Genomic DNA, 24,168 nt, shown 5'->3' with positions numbered 1-24,168 from the left:
TTTTCGGGGATCTGCATCCACGCATGGCGTGGATCTACTGGTCAGACGACGATGGCGTGGATCTACTGGGCCGACGACGCATGGCATGGATCTACGCGACAATAACGCGATGAACCTGTCCGACCCGAACTTCCAGCTGGAGCTGGCCGCCAACATTGCCGTTGCCGGTTCGATCCTGCTGGCCGGTCGCAACAACGTGCATACGTGGTGGCTGGGCATCGTCGGCTGTGCGCTGTTCGCCGCCGTGTTCGAGCGCTCGCACCTGTACGCGGACATGGTGCTGCAGTTCTTCTTCGTGGTCATCAGCGTGTTCGGCTGGTGGCAATGGCTGCGTGGCGACCATGGCGCGCCGTTGCCGATCACCCGCTTGCCTGCACGCGCGTGGAGCTGGCTGCTGCCGTTGGCGGTGCTGGCAACCTTCGGTTACGGCTGGATGCTGACCCGCCTGACCAATGCCTATGCGCCGTACATCGATTCGGCGGTGCTGGTGCTGAGCGTGATCGCGCAGATCCTGATGATGCGGCGCAAGCTGGAATCATGGTGGGTATGGCTGCTGGTCAACACCATCGCGGTGCCGCTGTACTACAGCCGTGGATTGCACCTGACCTCGATCCTGTACATCGGCTTCTGGATCAACGCACTGGTGGCGCTGCGTCACTGGCGGCACCTGATGCGGGATGACGCCAGGGCGGCCGATGTTGTTGCCTGAGTACGCTGCGCGGGGCCTGGTGGTCGGCAAGTTCTGCCCGCTGCACCTTGGCCACGAGCGCCTGATCGAATTCGCTTCTACACGCTGCGCGCAGCTGCTGGTGATCGGCTGGTCGCAACCGGGCTTTGCCGGCTATAGCGCAGAGCGCCGCGAACGCTGGCTGCGCGTGCGCTTTCCGCAGGCCACCATCGTGGTACTCGATGATGCGCGTTTGGCGGCGATGTGCGAGCAGCAAGGGGTACCGGTACGCGAGCTGCCGCAGGACAAGGACGACGAGCAGGTGCAGCGCGCGTTTACCGCATGGCTGTGCATGACGCTGTTCGGTGGACCGGTGCAGGCGGTGTTTACCGGTGAGGACTATGGCGACGGCTTCGCGCAGGCGCTGGCTGCGCACTTCGGCGCACCGGTACGCCATGAGCGCCTGGAACGCACCCTGGATATCGGGCAGGCCTGCGGGACCCAGTTGCGCGCCGATCCGCATGTGCACCGGCACAGCCTGTCAGCTGATGTGTATGCGGCCTACGTGCAGCGCGTGGCCTTCATTGGTGGCGAGTCCAGCGGTAAGACCACACTCGCACAGGTGCTGGCCGAACGCCTGGGCACGGCATGGGTGCCGGAGTTCGGACGTACGTTGTGGGAGCAGCAGGGCGGCGAGCTGCAGGCGCCGGATCTGCTGCGCATCGCTGCGACCCAGCTGCAGCACGAGGACCGCGCCGCGCCGCACGCGCATCGTTGGCTGTTCTGCGATACGACGCCATTGGTGACGCTGGGCTACAGCGGCTGGATGTTCGGCACAGCGCCCGAACCGCTGCAGCGGGCCGCAGCGCGTGCGTACGACCTGCTGTTCCTGTGTGCCCCGGATATCCCGTTCGAGCAGGATGGGACACGGGTGGGGCAGGAATTCCGCATGCAGCAGCACACGTGGTATCTGCAGCAGCTGCAGGCGCGTGGGGTCGACTACGTGTTGCTGGAAGGCGATCTGGAAACGCGGATTGCGCGGGTGCAGGTGGAGCTGGCAGAGCGTGCGGACAACCGGTTCAGCGTGGCGGCGTGATCGTCGCCGGGCATGGCCCGGCGCTACCGGCAATGTACAAAAAAAACCCCGCTTTCGCGGGGTTTTTCGTTTACCGCATGACGCCTGGAATCAGTCGCCCAGGGTCAGCAGCGAGGCGTTGCCGCCGGCGGCGGTGGTGTTCACCGTCACCGTCTTCTCGGTGGCGAAGCGCAGCAGGTAGTGCGGGCCGCCAGCCTTGGGGCCGGTGCCGGACAGGCCCTGGCCGCCGAACGGCTGCACGCCGACCACCGCACCGATCTGGTTGCGGTTGACGTAGACATTGCCGACGTGGACGCCGTTGCTGATGCGGTCGACGGTTTCGTCGATACGCGAATGCACGCCCAGGGTGAGGCCGTAGCCGGTGGCGTTGATCTGGTCGATCACCGCGTCGAGCTGGTCGCCCTTCCAGCGGATCACGTGCAGCACCGGCCCGAAGATCTCCTTCTGCAGCTGGCCCAGGTCCTTCAGCTCATACGCGCGCGGCGCGAAGAAGGTGCCGTTGGCCGTTTCGGCGGACAGTTCGGCAGCCGCGATCAGGCGCGCCTCGCGATCCATGCGCACGGCGTGGTCCTGCAGGATCTGCAGTGCGTCGGCATCGATCACCGGGCCGACGTCGGTGGACAGCTGGCCGGGGTTGCCGACCTTCAGTTCCTTCATTGCGCCGGCGAGCATGGTCATCACCTTGTCGGCGATGTCGTCCTGCACGAACAGCACGCGTGCGGCCGAGCAGCGCTGGCCGGCGGAGGTGAAGGCCGAACCGATTGCGTCCTTGACCAGCTGTTCCGGCAGCGCCGAGGAGTCGGCGATGAAGGCGTTCTGGCCGCCGGTCTCGGCGATCAGCACACCGATGGCCGCATCGCGTGCAGCCATCGCGCGGTTGATCGCACGGGCGGTGTCGGTGGAGCCGGTGAAGGCCACGCCGGCCACGCGCGGGTCGGCAGTCAGCGCAGCACCGACGGTGGCGCCGTCGCCCGGCAGGAACTGCACCACGTCGGCCGGCACGCCGGCATCGTGCAGCAGCTTCACCGCGTAGTAGCCGATCAGGTTGGTCTGCTCGGCCGGCTTGGCGATCACGCTGTTGCCGGCGGCCAGTGCCGCAGCCACCTGGCCCAGGAAGATGGCCAGCGGGAAGTTCCACGGGCTGATGCAGACGAACACGCCGCGGCCGTGCAGCTGCAGTTCGTTGGATTCACCGGTCGGGCTGGGCAGCTTCTCGGCGTGGCTGAACTGCTCGCGCGCCTGCTTGGCGTAGTAGCGCAGGAAGTCCACCGCTTCGCGCACTTCGGCGATGCCGTCGGGCAGGCTCTTGCCGGCTTCCTTCACGCACAGCGCCATGAATTCGGGCATGCGCGCTTCCAGCTGGTCGGCGGCGTGCTCGAGGATGGCGGCGCGGCTGGCGGCCGGGGTGCGGTTCCAGGCCGGCTGTGCAGCCACAGCATTGGCCAGCGCCTTCTGCACGGTGGCAGCATCGGCGGCCTGCCACTGGCCGACCACTTCACGGGTGTCGGCCGGGTTGGTCACCGGCAGCGATGCGCCGGTCGGGTTCGCGCCCGGCACCAGCGGTGCGGCCTGCCAGGGCTTCACTGCAGCGTTGAGCTGCTCGGCCAGGGCGCGCAGTTCGTTGTCGTTGGCGAGGTTGGCGCCCATGGAGTTCTTCCTGTCGTGGTTCTGGCTGCGCAGCAGGTCAACCGGCAGCGGGATCTTGGGATGCGGAATCGATTCGAACGAGGACACCATCTCGACCGGATCACGAACCAGGTCGGCGATCGGCACGCGCTCGTCGGTGATGCGGTTGACGAAGCTGGAGTTGGCGCCGTTTTCCAGCAGGCGGCGCACCAGGTATGGCAGCAGGTCTTCATGCGAGCCGACCGGGGCGTACACGCGGCACGGCAGGCCGAGGCGGTCGGCCGGCACTACTTCGGCGTACAGGTCGTCGCCCATGCCGTGCAGCTTCTGGTGCTCGTACACGCCGCCGTTGGCGATGCTGCGCACCGCGGCGATGGTGTGCGCGTTGTGCGTGGCGAACATCGGGTAGATCGCGTCGGCATGGGTAAACAGGCGCTTGGCACACGCCAGGTAGGAAACGTCGGTGTTCTGCTTGCGGGTGAACACCGGGTAGCCGGCATAGCCTTCGATCTGCGCGCGCTTGATCTCGGCGTCCCAGTAGGCGCCCTTGACCAGGCGTACCTGCAGGCGACGACCGGCGCGGCGCGCCATGTCGGCCAGGTGGTCGATCGTGTACGGGGTGCGCTTCTGGTAGGCCTGCACGACCACGCCGAAGCCATCCCAGCCGGCCAGCGAGGCATCGCCGAACACCTGCTCGATGATGTCCAGCGACAGTTCCAGGCGATCGGATTCTTCGGCGTCGACGGTGCAGCCGATGCCGTAGCTCTTGGCCAGCTGCGCCAGTTCCAGCACGCCCGGCACCAGGTCCTTCAACACGCGCGCGCGCTTGGCATGCTCGTAGCGCGGGTACAGCGCCGACAGCTTGATGGAGATGCCCGGTGCGTTGTTGACGTCGCCATCGGCACGGCCACCACGCGCCTTGTGGTCACCACCGATGGCGTGGATCGCACGACGGTAGTCTTCCAGGTAGCGCAGGGCATCCTTCATGGTCAGCGCGCCTTCGCCGAGCATGTCGAACGAGTAGCGGTAGCTGGCGCTGTCGCCCTTGTGCGAGCGTGCCAGCGCTTCGCTGATGGTGCGGCCCATGACGAACTGGTGGCCCATGATCTTCATCGCCTGGCGCACGGCCAGGCGGACCACCGGCTCGCCGACGCGGCCGACCAGACGCTTGAACGCGCTGGGCGCATCGGCGCGGGTGGCGTCGTTCATCTGCACCAGCTTGCCGGTCAGCATCAGGCCCCAGGTGGAGGCGTTGACCAACACCGAGTCGCTGCCGCCCAGGTGCTTTTCCCAGTCGGCATCGGCCAGCTTGTCGCGGATCAGCTTGTCGGCGGTCTCCTGGTCTGGAATGCGCAGCAGCGCTTCGGCCACGCACATCAGCAGCACGCCTTCCTCGCTGCCCAGGTCGTACTGGCGCATGAAGGCTTCGATCGCACCCTGGTCCTTGGCGCGCACACGCACGCGGGCGACCAGGTCGGCGGCCAGCGCCTGCACCTTGGCCTGCTCGTCGGCCGGCAGGCGTGCCTGCTCCAGCAGTTCGCGCACATGGCTGGCCTCGTCCTTCAGCCAGGCATCGGTGATGGCCTGGCGGAACGGGTTGGGGGACGCCGGCAGTTCCGGCGACAGCAGCGCCGAGGGACGCGGAGCGTCGCTGGCGGCAATGGGAGAGGAAGGTGCGTTCATGCCGGTCCGGCCAGTGGAAAACTTGGCGATTTTAATCATTTTTTCGACTTCAGGAAGGCCCGCGCAGCCACCTTCATGAATGCTGATAGCCCCTAGCGGTGGTGGATTCAGCGTGTTCAGCAAAGTCGGGTAGTTTTGTGCCGAATTCGTCATTCGTGCTGTTGGGGTCATGCTGTGTTGCAGCATCGGAAAAAGTGTGAATGCACCCTTGCTACCGGCGAGAGGGCAGGGCTACCATCAAGACGTTTCCCGCGGCAGGAACGCGGTTGCGACATGATCGAGGTGCTTACAGCTCCGGATGGGTCAGGTACGCAGCTGCGACTGCGTCCCCCACGGGCGCTCGATGCCCGGCAGTTCGTCCTGTTGTTTGCTGTGTTGTCGGGAGTGATGTGGCTGGTGTCCGCCTTCGGGTGGGTGGCCGGCAACGCATTCGCCCCCCTGTTCGCGCTGCTGTACAGCCTGTTGCTGGCAGCTGCGTTGCGCGCGTTGTGGCGCAGCGGTGAACGGCAGGAGGAGATCCGGGTAGTGCCGGCGTACGTGGAGGTCATCCCCGTGCCCGGTGGATTGCCGGTGTTCCGGGCTCATCCGCATTGGGTGCGCCTGCTCACCGACGACCAGAGGGTCCGGCTGGCATCCAGCGGCCGGCAGGTGGAGGTGGGGAGTTTTCTCGCGCCGGCCGAACGTCAAACGCTTGTTGAAACGCTTGAAGATTTGCTCGCCGCCAGCGATGGCGGCAACCGACGACGCTAAGGGTCTAGGCAATGAAGCAAAGCAGAGGGTGGGGCACGAAGTGCGTTGCAATGGCCGCCGCGATGGGGGCCCTGCTGTCGATGCCGGGGACGGCGCTGGCCCAGGCGGCCGATCCAAAGCCGTGGCAGTTGAACATGGGCAAGGGGGTGACCCAGACCTCGCGCCTGGCCTGGGAATCGAACAACCTCTCGTTGATCGTCTGTACGGTGATCGGCGTGATCGTGTTCGGCGCCATGGCCTACGCGATGTTCAAGTTCCGCAAGTCCAAGGGCGCGGTCGCCGCCACCTTCAGCCACAACACCAAGGCCGAGGTCATCTGGACGGTGATCCCGGTGATCATCCTGGTGGTGATGGCGTGGCCGGCCACGGCCAACCTGATCAAGATGTACGACACCCGCGATGCCGAGATGACGGTGAAGGTCACCGGCTACCAGTGGATGTGGAAGTACGAGTACCTGGGCGAGAACGTGACCTTCACCAGCCGCCTGGACCGTGAGTCCGACCGCATGCGGCAGAGTGGCAAGGTGCCGACCCGCGAGAGCCATCCGCACTACCTGCTGGATGTCGACAACCGGCTGGTACTGCCGGTGGACACCAAGGTGCGTTTCGTCATCACCTCCGACGATGTGATCCACGCCTGGTGGGTGCCGGCGCTGGGCTGGAAGCAGGACGCGATTCCCGGCTTCATCAACGAAGCCTGGACCAGCATCGAGCAGCCCGGTGTCTACCGCGGCCAGTGCGCGGAGCTGTGCGGCAAGGACCATGGCTTCATGCCGATCGTGGTCGAGGCGGTGTCCAAGGAAGAGTTCAAGCAGTGGCTGGCGCAGCGCAAACCGGCGCCTGTACCCGCGACGCCTGCCGCGCCCGCCGAACCCACCGCGCCTGCCAGTGAATCGCCGGCACAGCCGGCAGCACCGGCCGCCGCCGAGGCCGGCAACGCGCCTGCCGCGGCGGCCAGCGGAGCCTGATGTAACTGTCCGCGGCCGTGTCGCGGCCGCGGCGACAACCGATCCTGAGAGGTGTTTTGCAATGGCGCACTCGGCAGTTGGGCACGACGATCACCATCACCCGCAGAGCTTCTTCGAGCGTTGGTTCTTCTCGACCAACCACAAGGATATCGGCACGCTGTACCTGGGTTTCAGCTTCATCATGTTCGTCATCGGCGCGTTCATGAGCGTGCTGATCCGGCTGGAACTGGCCCAGCCCGGCATCCAGTACATCCGTCCGGAAATCTTCAACCAGCTGACCACCGTGCACGCGCTGGTGATGATCTTCGGCGGCGTGATGCCGGCCTTCGTCGGCCTGGCCAACTGGATGATCCCGCTGCAGATCGGTGCGCCGGACATGGCGCTGCCGCGCATGAACAACTGGTCGTTCTGGCTGTTGCCGGTGGCCTTCAGCCTGCTGCTGCTGACCTTCCTGCTACCCGGTGGTGCGCCGGCCGGTGGCTGGACCCTGTATCCGCCGCTGTCGCTGCAGGGCGGCTACAACGTCGCGTTCACCGTGTTCGCCATCCACGTGGCCGGCATCAGTTCGATCATGGGTGCGATCAACATCATCGCCACGGTACTGAACATGCGCGCGCCCGGTATCGACCTGCTGAAGATGCCGATCTTCTGCTGGGCCTGGCTGATCACTGCGTTCCTGCTGATCGCGGTGATGCCGGTGCTGGCTGGTGCGGTGACGATGCTGCTGACCGACAAGTTCTTCGGCACCAGCTTCTTCAATGCGGCCGGTGGTGGTGACCCGGTGATGTTCCAGCACATCTTCTGGTTCTTCGGTCATCCCGAGGTCTACATCATGATCCTGCCCGCCTTCGGCGTGGTCAGCGAGATCATCCCGACCTTCAGCCGCAAGCCGCTGTTCGGCTACCAGGCGATGGTCTACGCCACCGCGGCGATCGCGTTCCTGTCGTTCATCGTCTGGGCCCACCACATGTTCACCGTGGGCATGCCGCTGGGTGGCGAGATCTACTTCATGTTCGCCACCATGCTGATCTCGATCCCGACCGGGGTGAAGGTGTTCAACTGGGTCAGCACGATGTGGCGTGGTTCGCTCACCTTCGAAGCTCCCATGCTGTGGTCGGTGGCGTTCGTCATCCTGTTCACCATCGGCGGATTTTCCGGCCTGATGCTGGCGATCGTGGCCGCCGACTTCCAGTATCACGACACCTACTTCGTGGTTGCCCACTTCCACTACGTGCTGGTGACCGGCGCGGTGTTCGCGCTGATCGCGGCGGTGTACTACTGGTGGCCGAAGTGGACCGGGCGCATGTACAGCGAGAAGTGGGCCAAGGTGCACTTCTGGTGGTCGATCGTGTTCGTCAACCTGCTGTTCTTCCCGCAGCATTTCCTGGGTCTGGCCGGCATGCCGCGGCGCATCCCCGATTACTCGGTGGCGTTCGCCGACTGGAACCTGATCAGCTCGATCGGTGCGTTCGGCATGTTCGCCACGCCGTTCATGATGGCCGCGATCCTGCTGTCCTCGCTGCGCAATGGCGAGAAGGCCGAGGCGCGCTCCTGGGAAGGCGCGCGTGGCCTGGAGTGGACGCTGCCGTCGCCGGCACCGGCGCACACCTTCACCACGCCGCCGACCATCCGCCCGGGTGACCTGGCCCACGACGATATCGGTCATTGAGGTGGTGCATGCATAACGAGAGCCCGATCATTGCAGCCAGAGCCGAGCCGCGTTCGGCTGACAGCGTGTCGTCCGGTCAAGCGCAGCCGACCAGCGGTCGGCTCCATCAGAGCGACAGCCAGATCCACGGCATCGAGCAGCAGCGTCAGCGCGCCAAGCGCACCGCGCTGTGGGTGGGCGCGATCGCCGTGCTGGTCTACGTCGGCTTCATCCTCAGCGGCGTGATCGGTCGATGAGCGAAACGCCGGCCACCGCTCCGTCACGCAGCGCCGGCCTGCCGCGCCTGATCGGCGTTGCGGTGGTGGTGTTCCTGCTGACGTTCTCGCTGGTGCCGCTGTATCGCATCGCCTGCGAGAAGGTGTTCGGCGTGCGCCTGGAACGTGGTCCGGGCAGCGAAGCCAGTACCGGTGCCGCCAGTGGCAAGCGCACCGTGCGGGTGGAATTCGATGGTGGCGTCAATTCGCGGCTGCCGTGGTCGTTCCATCCCGAGCAGCTGACCATGGATGTGGTGCCTGGCGAGCTCAACGAGGCGCTGTATTTCGCCCGCAACGACAGCCAGCAGGCCGTAGTCGGCAGCGCGGTGCCTTCGGTGGCACCGGCACGCGCGTCGGGATTCTTCAGCAAGACCGAGTGCTTCTGCTTCACCGCGCAGACCCTGCAGGCCGGCGAGAAGCGCGACATGCCGGTGCGCTTCATCGTCGATCCGGACCTGCCGCCGGAAATCCGGACGATCACCTTGTCCTACACCTTCTACCGCAACGATGCGTTGTCCGATCGGCTGGCTCCGGCCGCCACGTCGGAAGGCGCCCACGCTGCTCCCTGACCCGGATACCGACCATGGCCCAGACACCTACCGACGCCAACGTGTACTTCGTCCCGGCCCAGAGCAAATGGCCGTTCGTCGGTTCCATCGCGATGATGGTGACCATGGTCGGCGTGGCCAGCTGGCTCAACGACGCCAGCTGGGGCCGCTGGACCTTCTACATCGGCGTGGCGATGCTGGTGCTGACCCTGTTCTGGTGGTTCAGCGACGTGGTGCGCGAGTCGCAGGCCGGCAACTACAACCGGCAGGTGGACGGTTCGTTCCGGATGGGGATGGTCTGGTTCATCTTCTCCGAAGTGATGTTCTTCGGTGCCTTCTTCGGTGCGCTGTTCTACACCCGCCACCTCGGCCTGTCGTGGTTGAGCGGCGAAGGGCGCGGGGTGATGACCAACGAGCTGCTGTGGCAGGGCTACTCGGCCGGCTGGCCGACCAATGGCCCGGCAGCGATCGGTGGCGCGTTCCAGACCATTCCGGCCTGGGGCCTGCCGCTGATCAATACGCTGATCCTGCTGACCTCGGGCGTGACCCTGACCATCGCCCATCATGCGTTGAAGGCGGGCAACCGCCGCCAGCTGCTGATCTGGCTGGGCCTGACGGTATTGCTCGGCCTCGGCTTCCTGACACTGCAGGCGGAGGAATACATCCACGCCTACAAGGAACTGAACCTGACGCTCGGCTCGGGCATCTACGGTTCCACCTTCTTCATGCTGACCGGCTTCCACGGCGCACACGTGCTGCTGGGCACGATCATGCTGATCGTGATGTGGCTGCGGTCGGCAAAGGGACACTTCACCCGCGACAACCATTTCGCTTTCGAAGCGGCTGCGTGGTACTGGCACTTCGTCGACGTGGTGTGGCTGATGCTGTTCCTGTTCGTCTACGTGCTTTGACCGCGCAGGCGTCGGCAGCCTCAGCCGCCGGCGCTGCCTGGCCTGACGTGGGGTCAGCTGCCGATGCCGTGCGGTTTGATCCATCCCATATAGATGCACACGATCACCAGTACGATCAACGCCACCGACACTCCGATGCGGCGGGTCAATGCATTGACCGTGCGCTTGGTCTGGCCGCGGTCCACCAGCAGGTAATACAGGCCGGCGCCCAGATTCCAGACGATGACGATCAGAAACGCGATTACCAGCAGGGTCTTCAGCGAATCACTCATGCGCGGCTCGAGGGCAGGGTGGATGTGCCTATCTGACCGCGTTTGCGCGGACTTGTCATGATGCGCCAGCACACGCGCCTGATCGGATGGCTGATGGCGCTGCTGGCAATGGCCGGATTCACCGCGCTCGGCCTGTGGCAGCTGCAGCGGATGCATGCCAAACAGGCGTTGCTGGACGCGCAGGCCCCGGCCGTGGCGCAGGCGATGCCGTTGGCACAGGCACTGGCGGCGCAGGGCGCGCTGCATGGCGTGGCCGATCACGGTCGCTTCCTGCCGGGCGTGGTGCTGCTGGACAACCAGACCCGCCACGGCCGCGCCGGAGTGAAGATCTATCGTCCGTTCCGCAGCGACGCGGGCAGCGTGTTGCTGGTGGACCTGGGCTGGCGCGCGCTGCCGCCCGACCGCATGTTGCCGGAGGTGGCGGCACCGCCGTCGCCGGTGGACGTACGTGGCCTGTTGGCACCGCCCCCTTCGGCCGGCTTGGCGCTGGGGCCGGCGTTCACCACCACCGATGTTGCAGGGCGCTGGCTGGCCAGTCGCCTTCCCGCCGATGGCCTGGCCGCCGCGCTGGGCCTGCCGTCGTTGCCCGAGCGCGTGCTGCGGCTGGATCCGGCGTTGCCGTTCGGCGATGAGCGCGATCTCGACCTGCTGCCGAACACGCTGCCGCCGCAGCGCCACCTGGGTTACGCCGTGCAGTGGTTCGGGCTGGCGCTGACCGTGCTGGTGGTGGCGTTGGTACTGGAATGGCGCAGGAGGCGGCCCGGTGCCCGGTAGTACCGGCCGCTGGCCGGCATCCCTTTCCCAACCATGAGAAAATGCCCCGCATGAACACTGCTACCTCCCCGCAGGCGCGCGGCAACGGCCGCCGGACCCTGGTGCTGCTGTTCGCCGTTTTCTTCGGGGCGATGGCGTTGGCCGCCATCCTGCGTTTCTCGGGTTGGCAGCCGACCGCGCATCGCAACAGTGGTCAATTGCTGAAGCCGCCTGTGGATCTGCGCCAGCAACCACCGACGCTGGCCAATGGCGCGGCCTACCCCTGGAACCCCGACGCGCGCACCTGGCGTCTGCTGGTGGCACCGGCCGGTGCCTGCGACGCGCAGTGCGTCACTTTGTCGCAGGGACTGGGCAAGGTGTGGCAGCTGTTCGGCCATAACGCCGATAATGTCGAAATCCTGTGGCTGGGAACGCCACCGGCGTCGATCGCCTCGCTGCCCGCGCTGCGGCCGCTGGCCCCGTCGCCAGCCCTGCGCGCGGCGCTGCCCGGCGTCGATGATCCGGCGGGTCTGCCGGTCTACGTGATCGATCCGAACGGCTTCGTGATCATGCGTCATGCCCCCGGGAGCGATCTCGGAGGCCTGCGCAAGGACATGGCCACGTTGCTGAAACTGAAGTGAGTCCCGTTTGATGAGCCTTTCCGCGCGTCCGGCGCTGCACCGCAATTTCCACCGCCTGGCGTGGTTCGCCATGATCATGACCGCGAGCACGATCATGTTCGGCGCCTTCGTGCGCCTGTCCGATGCCGGCCTGAGCTGCCCGGACTGGCCAACCTGCTATGGGCAGGCGACCTGGCCGCAGCACGTGGAAGAGACCATCGGGCATCCGGCGGCGGAGATCCGTCCGCTGGAAACGCACAAAGCCTGGCGTGAGCAGGTGCACCGCTTCCTGGCCGGCGCGCTCGGCATCGAGATCCTGACCCTGGCCCTGTTGGCCACGCGCAAGCGTCGTTTTGGAAGCACGGCGGTGGTTACCGCCTGCGTGCTGGTGGCCGCGGGCATACCGCTGTACATGATGGGCTGGCATGGAACCGCCAGCGTGCTGGCACTCATCGGCGAGGCCATCCTGCTGATCGCCGCACTGCGCTGGAGCAACATCGACCTGGCGCGCGCGGCGCTGCTGACGCTGGCGGTGGTGATCTTCCAGGCCCTGCTGGGCATGTGGACGGTGACCCTGCTGCTCAAGCCGATCGTGGTGATGGGCCACCTGCTGGGCGGCATGCTGATGTTCGGCCTGCTGGTGTGGATGGCGTGGCGTGCCACGCACATGCCGATCACCCTGGCCGAGGCGCCGAAGCTGAAGTGGCTGCTGCGCATCGGTGTGGCGGTGCTGGTCACCCAGATCGCGCTCGGCGGCTGGGTCAGTGCCAACTACGCGGCATTGGCGTGCGGCGGCGGCAGTGCCTCGCTGGACAACTTCCCGCGCTGCGCCAACCAGTGGTGGCCGCAGCACAACTTCGCCGAGGGCTTCACCCTGTGGCGTGGCATTGGCGTGGATTACGAAGGCGGCGTGCTCGACGGTGCCTCGCGCATCGCCATCCAGATGGCCCATCGCCTGTTCGCGATTGTCGTTGCCGTCTACATGCTGTGGCTGGGCCTGCGCCTGTTCCGGCTGCCGAGCATGCGTGGCTGGGCCTCGGCCCTGGTCGCGCTGCTGGTGCTGCAGGTCACCCTCGGCATCCTCAATGTGAAGCTTGCACTGCCGCTGGAAGTGGCAGTGGCGCACAACGGCGTTGCCGTTGCCCTGTTGTTTGTATTGGTCAGCCTGCTGGCCCGCCTGCGTGCCCCGGACTGATTCCATGTTTTCCAACTATCGCCAGTACTGGGACCTGACCAAACCCAAGGTCGTCGCCCTCATCGTCTTCACCGCCCTGGTCGGCATGGTCCTGGCCATTCCGGGTGTGCCCAGCTGGGAGCAGGTGCGCGCCGGCGTGCTCGGCTTCCTCGGTATCTGGCTTGCGGCGTCGGCAGCTGCAGCCATCAACCAGCTGCTGGATGCGCACATCGACGCGCAGATGGCGCGTACCTCGTGGCGACCGCTGGTGGTGGGCAAGGTCAAGCCATGGCAGGTGCTGGTGTTCGCCAGCGTGCTGATCGTGCTGTCGATGGCGATCCTGGTGCTGTGGGTGAACTGGATCACCGCGGTGCTGACCTTCGCTTCGCTGATCGGCTATGCGGTGATCTACACCGTCTACCTGAAACGAGCGACCTCGCAGAACATCGTCATCGGTGGTCTGGCCGGCGCGATGCCGCCAATGCTGGGGTGGGCGGCGGTGACCGGCATGCAGGGCTCGTCGGACTGGGCGTACTCGTCGCTGCTGGTGCTGATCATCTTCATCTGGACGCCGCCGCACTTCTGGGCACTGGCGATCTTCCGTCGCGAGGACTACGCCAAGGCGGAAATCCCGATGCTGCCGGTCACCCATGGTGTGGTGCACACGCGCAAGCAGATCATGGCGTACTCGGTGGTGCTGGCACTGGTCTGCCTGCTGCCGTACCTGGTCGGCATGAGCGGGGCGTTCTACCTGGGCGGTGCGATCGTGCTCAACGCCGTGTTCCTCTGGTACGCCTGGCGCATGCTCAACCCGCCGGATGAGCTGTTCTCGATGAAGATGTTCAGCTACTCCATCGTCTACCTGATGGCGCTGTTCGCCTTCCTGCTGGTGGATCACTGGATCCTGCCCTGGTTGTGATGGGCTGAGGCATCCACGCATGGCGTGGATCTACTTGAACTGCCGTTGCCGCATCGCCATTGCTGTTCCTGACCCCAAGGAAAGGAAGGAGCAGGGATGCATTCGATCTTCCGCTGGACCGCCACCCTGCTGCTGGCGCTGGGCATGGTGATGAGCGCGCGCGCCGACGACGCTGCCATGCAGATCCGCTAGCATGCCGGAGACCACCGCGTTCTGGTGCTGGGCGAATTCCATGGTACCCGCGAGATACCGCTGCTGGTGCGCCGACTGGTGGACGACTACAGCCGTAACGGCCCGGTCGTGCTGGCGTTGGAACTGCCGCGCGGTGAGAACACCACACTGCGTGACTATCTGGATTCCGATGGCGGGGCGATGGCACGCCAACACGTGCACGGCCGTGCGTTCTGGACCGTGCGCGATGATCAGCACGATGGCCGCCGCAGTCGCGACATGCTGGCGCTGATCGAAGGCCTGCGCGCGCTGAAGGCGCAGGGTCGCGCCATCGAGGTGGTCGGCTATGACGTCAACAACGGTGATGGCGGCAGCCAAGCGCGCGACGATCGCATGGCGGCGGAGCTGCGGCGCCTGTACCGGCGCCTGCCGGATGACGCACGCATGGTCGTCCTGACCGGCAATGTCCACGCCATGCTGCAGCGGCCGGCCGATGCGCCGCCGGAAATGCAGACGCAACCGATGGCGTCGGCGCTGCGCGATCTGGACATTTACAGCGTGCGGCTGGAAGCCCTGCGCGGCCATTTCTGGGGGTGCATGGACCGTTGCAAGGCGTTGGCTCTGCTCGAGCGACCTGCGCGTGCACCGGAGGTCGATACCGATGCCGGGCGGCAGTACGACCTGTGGGTGTGGATGCCGCAGCTGAGCGTCGGCACGTTGGTGGATCGGTGAATACACGCATGGCGTGGATCTACTTTTGTAGGCTCAGCGCCACAGTAGATCCACGCCATGCGTGGATGGCTGTTCTGCCGGTCAGGGCGCGCGCTTGGCGTAGCGCTGGGCGATCACGCCGCAGACGATCAGCTGGATCTGGTGGTAGATCATCACCGGCAGCACGATCGCGCCGAGGCTGCCGCCAGCGAACAGCACCTTGGCGATCGGTACGCCCGTGGCCAGGCTCTTCTTCGAGCCGCAGAACACGATGGCGATCTCGTCTTCGCGGTTGAAGCGCAGGCGGCGGGCGATGAAGGTGATCAGCGGCATGGCGATGCCGAGCAGTACCGCGGCCACGACAGCCACCGCGAACAGCGAGAGCAGCGGTGTCTTGCTCCACAGCCCTTCAGTGACTGCTTCGCCGAACGCGGAGTACACCACCAGCAGGATGGTGGCCTGATCGGTGTAGCGCAGCAGCGCGCGCTGCTTCTCCACCCAGCCGGCGATCCATGGGCGCAGCAGGTGGCCGGCCACGAACGGCACCAGCAACTGCAGCATGATGCCGCCGATGGCATGCAGCGGGTCGTGCACGCCGCCGGAGGTACCGGCCAGCGCGGTCAGCAGCAGTGGCGTCAGGAACACACCGAGGATGCTCGACAGCGAGGCACTGCACACGGCCGCCGGCACGTTGCCGCGCGCCATCGAGGTGAACGCGATGGACGATTGCACCGTGGATGGCAGGGTGCACAGGAACAGCACGCCCAGGTACAACTCGGGCGTCAGCAGCCAGCCCGACAACGGCTTGAACAACAGCCCCAGCAGCGGGAAGAGGATGAAGGTGCAGGCGAGGATCGTCAGGTGCAGGCGCCAGTGCAGCATGCCGCCGATGATCGATTCGCGCGGCAGGCGCGCGCCGTGCAGGAAGAACAGCGCTGCGATGGCGACGGTGGTGACATCGTCGAGCACCAGGGCGGCGGCGCCTTTCATCGGCAGCAGCGAAGCCAGGCCGACGGTGCACAGCAGGGCGAGGGTGAAGTTGTCCGGTCGCAGGCGCGACCACCAGCGGGTCATGGTGGATAGGCTCCTTGGTGCTGGGAATCAGGGGGTGGGAGAAGGAATCGCCAGACGCTCGCGGGTGGCTGCTTCCAGCGACTTCAGGCCGGCACGCTGGCCCAGTTGCAGGGCCTGTTCCGGGCTGGCGTGTTCGTAGCGTGCGTTGACCAGGCCGAGCACGGCACCGGCGCGGTTGCCGGAGGCGCAGTGCAGCAGCACTGGCCCCTGGCTCTGCCGCAGGGCCTGGTGCACGGCGCGCACGTTGGCGGCATCCAGGCCTTCGGCACCGGCCACCGGAATGCGTACATAGCGCAGGCCCAGCGCTTCGGCCTCGCGTGTTTCATCGAAGCCGCGATCTTCATCGGGTTGGCGCAGGTCGATCACCGTGCGCACGCCCTGTGCAGCCAGTTCGCGCAGTTGCGCAGCCGTGGGCTGGCCGCCGGCGTACAGGCCGGGGCGGACTTCAGCAAGGGCGGGGTCCGCAGCCCAGGCCGGCAGAGCGGGGCAGAGCGACAACAACAGCAGGCAGGTCAGGCGCAGCAGCATGGTCTCTCCGGGGATGTGTTCTGCCGCTACAGGCGCAGATTGGCGCGGGCCTTGAGCAGCTCGCGCATCTCGTACTTGTCAGTATCGTCCAGACCCTGTTGTCGCTGCTTGGCGTTAAGGTCGTCGATCCGCTGGAACAGCAGCTGCTTCTCCAGCTGCCCGACCGCGTCATGCAGCTCCACCGTCCACATCGCTTCATCGCCCGCCAGCGTCTGCGCGGCCAAGGTGTGCAGCGAGGCCTGTTCCTCGCGGCCGTCGAAATGCTCCAGCAGGGCGCCGGTACTGATGTCCGGGCGTTGTTCGACCAGCCCCAGCAGTTCCAGCAGCAGCTCCACGCCCGGCAGGCGCAGGCCCTGGAAGTGGTGCTTGCCGCCCAGGGTCAGGGCCAGCGTCGGCTGCTGCAGGAGCACGGCGATTGCGCCGCGCACCAGGCTGCGCTTGGCCACCGGCTGGATCGTGCGCGAGACGGCGCGTTGCGGCATCTGCGGGCGGCCCGCCTGCGCGTTGCCGCCCAGGCCGGTCAGCTGTCCCAGCTGTTGCTTCATCAGGTCGCCAAACGCGCCGTCGGGAATCTGCGCGAGCATCGGCTTGGCGCGCTCGGCCAGCCGTGCCTTGCCGTCCAGCGTGCCCAGGTTGATCTCGCGGGTCAGCTCGTCGAAGAAGAACTGCGACAGGGGCGTGGCCTGCTTCAGGCGCTCGTCGAAAGCTTCTGCACCTTCCTTGCGCACGATGCTGTCGGGGTCTTCGCCATCGGGCAGGAACAGGAAGAAGGCCTGGCGGCCGTCCTTCATGCGTGGCAGCACCGATTCCAGTGCCTTCCAGCCGGCGCGGCGGCCGGCGGCGTCGCCGTCGAAGCAGAAGAACACGTCCGGCGCGTTGCGGAACAGCAGCTCGGCGTGGTCCGGCGTGGTCGCAGTGCCCAGCGTCGCCACCGCCTGGGTGACGCCGAACTGGAACAGCGAGACCACGTCCATGTAGCCCTCGACCACGATCAAGCGCTCGATCTTCTGGTTGGTCTGGCGCACCTGCCACAGGCCGTACAGTTCGCGGCCCTTGTGGAACAGCGCGGTCTCGGGCGAGTTGAGGTATTTGGGGCCGTCGTCCTTCTCGAACACGCGCCCGCCGAAGGCGATCACCCGGCCACGGCGGTCGAAGATCGGGAACATCACCCGGTCGCGGAACTTGTCGTAGACGTGGCCGCGGTCGTTCTTGGAGAACAGGCCGGCGCGGTCGAGCAGCTTCATCCGCCGCTCGTCCTTGCCCAGCGCATCGCGCAGGCCGCTGTAGCCATCGGGCGCATAGCCGATCTGGAAGCGCGCGCGGTTCTCTTCGTCCACGCCGCGGCCGTCGAGGTAGCTGCGCGCCTTCTCGCTGCCTTCCAGGTTTTTCTGGAAGAACTTGGTTGCCGCATCCAGTGCGGAGTACAGCTCGCGGCTGTCATCCTGCTGCTGCGCACTGCGCGGGTTCTCGCTGCGCGGCACTTCCATGCCGGCACGCTTGGCCAGTTCATCCACCGCGTCGAGGAACTCGAGGCGGTCGTAGTTCATCAGGAAGCTGATCGCGGTACCGTGCGCGCCGCAGCCGAAGCAGTGATAGAACTGCTTGGTCGGCGAGACGGTGAACGAGGCCGAGCGTTCGTCATGGAACGGGCAGCGTGCGGCGTACTCCTTGCCCTGGCGCTTCAGCGGCACGCGGCTGCCCACCACCTCGACGATGTCGGAGCGGGCCAGCAGGTCGTCGATGAAAGCGTCGGGGATACGGGCCATGGGCAACAGGACAGGGCGCGGCCGCCAGGGCGCGCTGCGGGGGCGGCAGGTCCCCTAGTTTACTCGCTGGCGGCGGCCGGGCCGGTTTCCTGTGGGGCCACATCGGCGCTGGCCAGGCGTGCACGTGCGTACTGGCGTTCGTCGATCACCGCGGTCATCAATGCACCGACGAAGAACACGGCAGTGGCGTAGTAGATCCAGACCAGCGAAATCACCAGTGCGCCCATCGAGCCGTAGGCGCTGCCAGGGGCAACAGTGCTGATGTAGACGCCGATGCCATAACGGCCGAGGGTGAACAGCAACGAGGTGATGGCGCCGCCGATGAACGCTTGGCGCCAGGCCACGCGCCGGTCAGGCAGGTAGTGGTACAGGAACGCGAAGGCCAGCGTGTACAGCAGAAGCGATGTCAGGTAGCCGATGGCAGGCAGCACCGAAGGCAGCTGCGCGAACACCACCTGCAGCGCGGTGGTGGCGGTCATCGACAGGATCAGCAGGAAGCCCAGTGCCAGCACCACGCCGAAGGAGAACACACGCTTGCGCAGCCAGGCCTTGACCCCGTCCAGGCGCTGCCCGCTGGTATGGAAGATCCGGTTCAGCGCGTTCTGCAGCTGCGCGAACACGGCGGTGGCGCCGACGAACAACAGCAATGTGCTCCAGACCCCGGCCAGCGAGCCGACGCTGGGCTGGCTGTTGGCGTTGTGCAGCACGGTGTCGGCCACGCTGGCCACACTGCTGCCGGCCACCGAGCCGATCTGCCCGATCAGTGCCTGCTGCGCCGGCGGATACAACGAGGCGGTCAGCCACAGCAACAGCACCAGCAGCGGGGCCATCGACAGCAGGGCGTAGAAGGAGACCGAAGCGGCCTGGGTCAGCACGTCGATCTCGACGAAGCGCTTGGCCACCGCCATCGGGAAACTGTCCTGCAGGCGATCAGCGTAGTGACGAAGCCGTGCGGGGATGCCGTGGGGACGCGTGTCGGTGGGGGCGTTTGATTGCTCGACCATGGGGATGTTGTAGCAGCCGGAGGTCGAAGAGGTGGTGAAGCGGGTGCTGCATCGGTAGCGCCGGGCCATGCCCGGCGACCAACCGAAACGCCGGGCATGGCCCGGCGCTACCGGATCAACGCTGGCTTACGCCAGCTGCTGCTTGACCAGCTTGGACACCAGGCCCATGTCGGCCTGGCCGGCGAGCTTGGGCTTCAGCGCGCCCATCAGCTTGCCCATGTCGGCTGCGCTGCTGGCGCCGGTCTCGGCGATGGCGGCCTGGATCGCCGCGACGATCTCGGCTTCACCCATCTTGGCCGGCAGGTAGGCTTCGATCACCACGATCTCGGCGCGCTCGATTTCCGCCAGGTCTTCGCGGTTGGCCGCTTCAAACTGGCTGACCGAATCCTTGCGCTGCTTGACCATCTTGTCGAGCACGGCGATCACGGCGGTGTCGTCGAGCTCGATGCGCTCGTCGACTTCCTTCTGCTTGATGGCCGCGTTGATCAGGCGGATGACGCCCAGCTTGTGCTTCTCGCCGCCCTTCATGGCGGCCTTCATGTCTTCGGTGAGCTGCTGCTTCATGCTCATGGCGAACCTCGTGGTGGTGGTGGGGCAGGGCGGATGCCCGGGCCCGGAAACGCAAAAAGCCGGCGACGCTCGCGCGTGCCGGCTTCGACTCCACCGCGGCAGGGAATGCCCACCGCAATGAAGATGCGTCCGATCAGTACAGGCGCTGACGCTTGGTGACGTCGCGCGAGGAACGGCGCAGCTGACGCTTCACAGCAGCGGCGGCCTTGCGCTTACGCTCCTGGGTCGGCTTTTCGTAGAACTCGCGCTTGCGGGTTTCGGCCAGCACACCGGCCTTTTCGCAAGTGCGCTTGAAGCGGCGAAGAGCAAACTCAAAGGGTTCGTTCTCGCGGACTTTGACGCTGGGCATGGAATCTCCGGGACACAGTAGAACCGGGTCACGCCCGGCGAGCCGCACATTATAGTGGCGAATAAACAAACTGCAAGCCGCAAATCCTGAATAGGGGCAGGTTGTTGGATTGCAGTGAGACCTGCCAGTTCCCCCGAGGGGTTGGCAGGGGCGTCATAATAGCAGGCATGCGAGTCCTTGGCATCGAATCTTCCTGTGATGAGACCGGCGTGGCGGTGTATGACACCGACCTGTCCGGCAGCGCGGCCCTGCGCGCCCATGCGGTCTACAGCCAGATCGCCCTGCACGCCGAGTACGGCGGTGTAGTGCCTGAGCTGGCCAGCCGTGACCACGTGCGCAAGCTGTTGCCGCTGGTGCGGCAGACGCTGGCCGAGGCCGGGCTCGGCGTGAATGACATTGATGGGGTGGCCTATACCGCCGGTCCCGGCCTTGTCGGGGCGCTGCTGGTGGGCGCCGGCGTGGCCCGGTCGCTGGCCTGGGCCCTTGAGGTCCCCGCCGTGGGCGTGCACCACATGGAAGGTCACCTGCTGGCGCCGCTGATGGAAGACGACCCGCCGCAGGCCCCGTTCGTGGCCCTGCTGGTGTCCGGCGGCCATACCCAGCTGGTGGCCGTCGATGCCATCGGCCAGTACCGGCTGCTGGGCGAAACCCTGGACGACGCGGCCGGTGAAGCCTTCGACAAGACCGCCAAGATGATGGGCCTGCCGTACCCCGGCGGGCCGCAGTTGGCCAAGCTGGCCGAGCAGGGCACGCCGGGCGTCTACCGCTTCACGCGGCCGATGACCGATCGCCCGGGCCTGGATTTCAGCTTCTCCGGCCTGAAGACCCAGGTCCTGATGGCCTGGCGCGACAGTGACCAGAGCGAGCAGACCCGCGCCGACATCGCCCGCGGCTTTGAAGATGCCGTGGTCGAGACCCTGTCCATCAAGTGCGAGCGCGCGCTGGAAGCGGCTGGCACCAATGTGATCGTGGTGGCCGGCGGCGTCGGCGCCAACACGCGCCTGCGCGCACGCCTGCAGCAGATGGCCGAGCGCCTCGGCGGGCGGGCCTGTTTCCCGCGGCCGGCGCTGTGCACCGACAACGGCGCGATGATTGCCTTCGCTGGCGCACTGCGGCTGCAGGCGGGCCAGCACAGCCCGCCGAGGGTGGACGTCACCCCGCGTTGGGACATGGCGACGCTGCCGGCCGTCTGAGCCGGACCTGTTCCTGTGATGCCGGCCACTGGCCGGCAACGTCATGAGCGTTTGCCAACCAGTGGCGAGGCCGCCAGCACCGTCGTCGCCCGTTCATGGCGCTGCAGCCAGCCCAGGGTGTGCGGGCAACGGGCGTGGATCAGCCGCCCGATCGCGGCCAGGTCGGCACCGATGTCGCGTTCAAGGATCGGTTCGTGGTGGGCGATGCGGTTGCGCAGCTGGCGGATGCGTCCGATGTCAACGTGCATGGCTTTTCTGATGACACTGGGATGAGCCGAAGGCGCATGGCGCAGTACGCCGTTGAGCGCCGGAATCCACAGCGTGGAGTCGAAGCGACAGGTGAACAGCTGTTGCCAGAACACCATTGGCAGGTTGGCGACGATCTCGGATGTACTGGTCGCGCGACAGGTTGCCTGTTCCAGTGCCGTCCTGGCAAAGGCGGATGATGATGCGGGAGCCTGCGTCGGAAGGCATCATTCCACGGCCATCGCGGACCATGCTGCCGCGCCAGTACCGATGCCGCTGCATTGCGGATGACCACTTCGCAGAGGTGGACCGGCATCATCAACGCACCGCACATCCGCATGTTCCAGAGGTACAGGGATTCGGCAGTGACGTCAGGGCTGCAGGTCGATGCGATTCTCTCGTAGGTCGACAGACGCTCCGCTGACAGCGCGCGTCTCAATGCATCGTATGCAGCCATCGTGATGTGCGCTGGTGAGGGGAAGATCGATGTTGGCCAGGGACGGAGTCGGTCACCATCAGGGAACGCCTTTGTGTACGTGGCCGATTTCCCGCGCTCAAGCTGGGGACAAGACGTAGGTCTGCGTTGTCGCACATGGCCTTGACCCGCAGTTTGGTTGCTGCCTAATCTGATCACCTGCGCCACCGGGACTTGCGGCTTGAGAAAGCTCCCCCCGGGGACAAACGGTAGTACCAAAGGGCCCCGCTAGCAGGGCCCTTTGTCTTTTCCAGCCCCTGTGAATGCCCGGCGGCCCATCGCCCGTTCCGGGCAGGCTCACCGCCGTCCCGTTACCATGACCGCCTGTTTTCCGGCTGGTAACCGCAATGGACAAGGTTTTCATCGAAGGGCTGACGATCGACGCCCTGATCGGGATCTACGACTGGGAGCGGCGGATCCGCCAGGACCTCGTGTTCGATCTGGAGATGGGCTTCGACAACCGTCGTCCGGCGGCCAGCGATGACATTGCCCATACCCTGAACTACAAGGCGGTCAGCAAGCGCCTGGAGCAGTTCGTGCGTGAATCGGAGTTCGGCCTGGTGGAAACGCTCGCCGAGCGCTGCGCGCAGATCGTGCTGGACGAGTTCGACGTGAAGTGGCTGCGCCTGAAGCTGAGCAAGCCCGGTGCGGTGCGCGGCGCGCGCGCGGTCGGCGTGATCATCGAACGCTCGCGGGACTGACCCGTTACTGCCAGCCGCCGGCTGGCAACTCCCGGTAGTGCCGGCCGCTGGCCGGCAACCTCGACAGCAATGAAGAAGGAGACAACCGATGGTGGACGCAGTGGTGGCGGTACAGTGGCTGGAACAGCTGCAGAACACACTGGAACCCTATCCTGGCGCCTACCTGGCGTTGATGATCTCGGCCCTGCTGATCGCAGCTGGCCTGGCCAACTGGGTGACCAAGCGCATCCTGGTGCGCGGCCTGCGACGCCTGCTGCAGCGCCTGCCGGGCGCCGAGTCCGGGCGTGGCAGCCACCTGATGCGGGTCATCGCGCGCCTGTCCAACGTGGTGCCCAGCCAGGTGATCGCCTCGGGCATCACCCTCATTCCCGACCTGCCGCCAGGCCTGGTCAACGTCATCATCAAGCTGTGCATCGTGTGGGCGGTACTGACCGTATCGATGGCGTTCTCGCATGCGCTGGATGCGGCCAACAGCCTGTACGAGCGCAAGCCCGATGCACGCAACAAGCCGATCAAGGGCTACCTGCAGGTGGTCAAGATCGTGGTGTTCGTGGCCGCGGGCCTGTCCATCGTCGCCACCCTGCTGGGGGTCGCGCTGGGACCACTGGTCACCGGCCTGGGCGCGGCCACCGCGGTGCTGATGCTGATCTTCCAGGACACCATCCTGTCACTGGTGGCCAGCGTACAGATCAGTGGCGATGGCCGCGTGCGCATCGGCGACTGGATCGAGATGCCCAGCCAGAACGCCGACGGCGATGTCATCGATATCGCCCTGCATACCGTCACCGTGCAGAACTTCGACAAGACCATCACCACCATCCCGACCAAGAAGCTGGTGACCGAGTCGTTCAAGAACTGGCGTGGCATGCAGGAAGCGGGGGGCCGCCGGATCAAGCGCGCGCTGTACCTGGACCAGCACAGCGTGCGCTTCATGGAAGAGGACGACCTGGCCTTCCTTGGCCAGTTCGCCCTGCTGGGCGACTACCTGCGCGGCAAGCAGCAGGAGCTGGGCCAGTGGAACGGGCGTCTGCGCGAGCAGGGCGTGGCCGAGGTCAACAGCCGCCGGGTGACCAACCTGGGCACGTTCCGGGCCTACGTGGAGCGCTATCTGGCCAGCCACCCGGGCATCCACACCGACATGACCCTGCTGGTGCGCCAGCTGCAGCCGACCACCGAAGGCCTGCCGCTGGAGCTGTACTGCTTCACCCGCAGCACCGCTTGGGGCGAGTACGAAGCGGTGCAGTCGGACATCTTCGACCACCTGCTGGCGATCCTGCCGGCCTTTGGCCTGCGGGTGTTCCAGGCGTCCAGCGACGCCATGTTGATGGCCGGGCAGCGCCAGTTGGCCGGCTCGGAGTAAGCTGCGATGCCCCCGGCCGGACCGTACGGATCCGGCTGGTGGCTGAAACTGAATGACGAAACCTCTCGCCAAATCGTCCGGGATCGCTAGAATGCCGGGCTTGTAAACGT

At 66.1% G+C, this 24,168-nt stretch carries 24 protein-coding genes and 1 pseudogene; 16 read left to right on the top strand and 9 right to left on the bottom strand.

All coding sequences use genetic code 11. The annotated features are described in order from the left end of the window. The first annotated feature begins 109 nt into the window (after window positions 1-109). Both pnuC and H3005_RS17970 read left to right on the top strand, forming a co-directional pair. A complete protein-coding gene (gene pnuC / locus H3005_RS17975) occupies window positions 110-709 on the top strand; it encodes a nicotinamide riboside transporter PnuC (RefSeq protein WP_100554532.1) in 600 nt (199 codons plus the stop codon). Next, window positions 696-1,763: an AAA family ATPase gene (locus H3005_RS17970; RefSeq protein ID WP_191078700.1), complete on the top strand. Its 1,068-nt coding sequence runs from the start codon at window positions 696-698 to the stop codon at window positions 1,761-1,763. Before pnuC ends, H3005_RS17970 begins: the two co-directional genes overlap by 14 nt. A 90-nt stretch (window positions 1,764-1,853) precedes the next feature. On the opposite strand, the gene putA is transcribed toward H3005_RS17970, so the two are convergent. Continuing rightward, entirely contained in the window at window positions 1,854-5,072 is a 3,219-nt protein-coding gene (gene putA, locus H3005_RS17965) for a bifunctional proline dehydrogenase/L-glutamate gamma-semialdehyde dehydrogenase PutA (protein WP_191078699.1), read from the bottom strand. A 273-nt stretch (window positions 5,073-5,345) separates the two neighbouring features. Here putA and H3005_RS17960 point away from each other — a divergent pair, with 273 nt between their 5' ends. The 6 genes from H3005_RS17960 (at window position 5,346) to H3005_RS17935 (ending at window position 10,172) form a co-directional block, all read left to right on the top strand. Continuing rightward, a complete protein-coding gene (locus H3005_RS17960) occupies window positions 5,346-5,822 on the top strand; it encodes a DUF2244 domain-containing protein (RefSeq protein WP_100554535.1) in 477 nt (158 codons plus the stop codon). Between the two features lie 11 nt (window positions 5,823-5,833). Next, window positions 5,834-6,790, top strand: coding sequence for a cytochrome c oxidase subunit II (gene coxB, locus H3005_RS17955; RefSeq protein ID WP_100554536.1), 957 nt, complete (start codon window positions 5,834-5,836; stop codon window positions 6,788-6,790). Between the two features lie 61 nt (window positions 6,791-6,851). Further along, complete coding sequence (gene ctaD / locus H3005_RS17950; RefSeq protein ID WP_025878294.1) at window positions 6,852-8,459, top strand: cytochrome c oxidase subunit I; 1,608 nt, start codon at window positions 6,852-6,854, stop codon at window positions 8,457-8,459. Between the two features lie 8 nt (window positions 8,460-8,467). Continuing rightward, window positions 8,468-8,695 (top strand): hypothetical protein, encoded by a 228-nt coding sequence (locus tag H3005_RS17945; RefSeq protein ID WP_100554537.1) that lies wholly within the window; start codon window positions 8,468-8,470, stop codon window positions 8,693-8,695. Continuing rightward, window positions 8,692-9,282, top strand: a complete 591-nt coding sequence (locus tag H3005_RS17940; RefSeq protein WP_100461555.1) for a cytochrome c oxidase assembly protein — start codon at window positions 8,692-8,694, stop codon at window positions 9,280-9,282. The genes H3005_RS17945 and H3005_RS17940 overlap by 4 nt, the downstream gene beginning before the upstream one ends. Before the next feature lie 14 nt (window positions 9,283-9,296). Continuing rightward, window positions 9,297-10,172, top strand: coding sequence for a cytochrome c oxidase subunit 3 (locus tag H3005_RS17935; RefSeq protein ID WP_049468562.1), 876 nt, complete (start codon window positions 9,297-9,299; stop codon window positions 10,170-10,172). A 53-nt stretch (window positions 10,173-10,225) separates the two neighbouring features. On the opposite strand, the gene H3005_RS17930 is transcribed toward H3005_RS17935, so the two are convergent. Then, entirely contained in the window at window positions 10,226-10,444 is a 219-nt protein-coding gene (locus H3005_RS17930; RefSeq protein ID WP_089238223.1) for a twin transmembrane helix small protein, read from the bottom strand. A gap of 57 nt (window positions 10,445-10,501) precedes the next feature. On the opposite strand from H3005_RS17930, the gene H3005_RS17925 reads away from it, so the two are divergent. The 5 genes from H3005_RS17925 to H3005_RS17905 all read left to right on the top strand — a co-directional run bounded on the left by H3005_RS17925 (window position 10,502) and on the right by H3005_RS17905 (window position 14,813). Then, on the top strand, window positions 10,502-11,218 hold the full coding sequence (locus H3005_RS17925) for an SURF1 family protein (RefSeq protein ID WP_100554538.1): 717 nt from the start codon (window positions 10,502-10,504) through the stop codon (window positions 11,216-11,218). 50 nt (window positions 11,219-11,268) lie between these two features. Continuing rightward, window positions 11,269-11,838: a hypothetical protein gene (locus H3005_RS17920; protein ID WP_089238227.1), complete on the top strand. Its 570-nt coding sequence runs from the start codon at window positions 11,269-11,271 to the stop codon at window positions 11,836-11,838. 10 nt (window positions 11,839-11,848) lie between these two features. Then, window positions 11,849-13,012: a COX15/CtaA family protein gene (locus tag H3005_RS17915; RefSeq protein ID WP_100554540.1), complete on the top strand. Its 1,164-nt coding sequence runs from the start codon at window positions 11,849-11,851 to the stop codon at window positions 13,010-13,012. 4 nt (window positions 13,013-13,016) lie between these two features. Continuing rightward, window positions 13,017-13,910 (top strand): heme o synthase, encoded by an 894-nt coding sequence (gene cyoE, locus H3005_RS17910; RefSeq protein ID WP_089238231.1) that lies wholly within the window; start codon window positions 13,017-13,019, stop codon window positions 13,908-13,910. A gap of 216 nt (window positions 13,911-14,126) precedes the next feature. Further along, the gene (locus H3005_RS17905; RefSeq protein ID WP_331273778.1) at window positions 14,127-14,813 is read left to right on the top strand and encodes a calcium-binding protein; all 687 of its coding nucleotides are present in this window, start codon (window positions 14,127-14,129) and stop codon (window positions 14,811-14,813) included. Between the two features lie 81 nt (window positions 14,814-14,894). Here the strand turns inward: H3005_RS17905 and H3005_RS17900 are convergent, their stop codons facing one another. From H3005_RS17900 to rpsU, 6 genes are all read right to left on the bottom strand, one after another. Beyond that, a complete protein-coding gene (locus tag H3005_RS17900) occupies window positions 14,895-15,866 on the bottom strand; it encodes a bile acid:sodium symporter family protein (protein WP_099782541.1) in 972 nt (323 codons plus the stop codon). 27 nt (window positions 15,867-15,893) lie between these two features. Further along, window positions 15,894-16,394 carry a protein tyrosine phosphatase family protein gene (locus H3005_RS17895; RefSeq protein WP_100554542.1) on the bottom strand — a complete coding sequence of 167 codons (501 nt, stop codon included), beginning with the start codon at window positions 16,392-16,394 and terminating at the stop codon, window positions 15,894-15,896. A 26-nt stretch (window positions 16,395-16,420) separates the two neighbouring features. Next, a complete protein-coding gene (dnaG, locus tag H3005_RS17890; RefSeq protein WP_100554543.1) occupies window positions 16,421-18,160 on the bottom strand; it encodes a DNA primase in 1,740 nt (579 codons plus the stop codon). Between the two features lie 59 nt (window positions 18,161-18,219). Beyond that, complete coding sequence (locus tag H3005_RS17885) at window positions 18,220-19,068, bottom strand: YihY/virulence factor BrkB family protein (protein ID WP_223880322.1); 849 nt, start codon at window positions 19,066-19,068, stop codon at window positions 18,220-18,222. Window positions 19,069-19,290: 222 nt separating this feature from the next. Next, window positions 19,291-19,734 (bottom strand): GatB/YqeY domain-containing protein, encoded by a 444-nt coding sequence (locus tag H3005_RS17880; RefSeq protein ID WP_099821346.1) that lies wholly within the window; start codon window positions 19,732-19,734, stop codon window positions 19,291-19,293. A 133-nt stretch (window positions 19,735-19,867) separates the two neighbouring features. Continuing rightward, window positions 19,868-20,083 carry a 30S ribosomal protein S21 gene (gene rpsU / locus H3005_RS17875; protein WP_002808376.1) on the bottom strand — a complete coding sequence of 72 codons (216 nt, stop codon included), beginning with the start codon at window positions 20,081-20,083 and terminating at the stop codon, window positions 19,868-19,870. 167 nt (window positions 20,084-20,250) lie between these two features. On the opposite strand from rpsU, the gene tsaD reads away from it, so the two are divergent. Further along, window positions 20,251-21,276 carry a tRNA (adenosine(37)-N6)-threonylcarbamoyltransferase complex transferase subunit TsaD gene (gene tsaD / locus H3005_RS17870; RefSeq protein ID WP_100554544.1) on the top strand — a complete coding sequence of 342 codons (1,026 nt, stop codon included), beginning with the start codon at window positions 20,251-20,253 and terminating at the stop codon, window positions 21,274-21,276. 41 nt (window positions 21,277-21,317) lie between these two features. On the opposite strand, the pseudogene H3005_RS20990 reads toward tsaD, so the two are convergent. Next, a pseudogene (locus H3005_RS20990) lies at window positions 21,318-21,979 on the bottom strand (hypothetical protein). 365 nt (window positions 21,980-22,344) lie between these two features. Between H3005_RS20990 and folB the strand changes: the two are divergent. Together folB and H3005_RS17855 are read left to right on the top strand one after the other, a co-directional pair. Then, on the top strand, window positions 22,345-22,698 hold the full coding sequence (gene folB, locus H3005_RS17860; RefSeq protein WP_025878255.1) for a dihydroneopterin aldolase: 354 nt from the start codon (window positions 22,345-22,347) through the stop codon (window positions 22,696-22,698). A gap of 88 nt (window positions 22,699-22,786) precedes the next feature. Then, complete coding sequence (locus H3005_RS17855) at window positions 22,787-24,058, top strand: mechanosensitive ion channel domain-containing protein (RefSeq protein WP_100554546.1); 1,272 nt, start codon at window positions 22,787-22,789, stop codon at window positions 24,056-24,058. The last annotated feature ends 110 nt before the right edge of the window (window positions 24,059-24,168 follow it).

The organism is Stenotrophomonas sp. Br8 (genome assembly GCF_014763005.1).
In the GTDB taxonomy this organism is placed as follows: Bacteria; Pseudomonadota; Gammaproteobacteria; order Xanthomonadales; family Xanthomonadaceae; genus Stenotrophomonas; species Stenotrophomonas lactitubi.
Note: the sequence above shows the minus strand (reverse complement) of the source record. Positions and strands in the feature narration are given on the sequence as shown.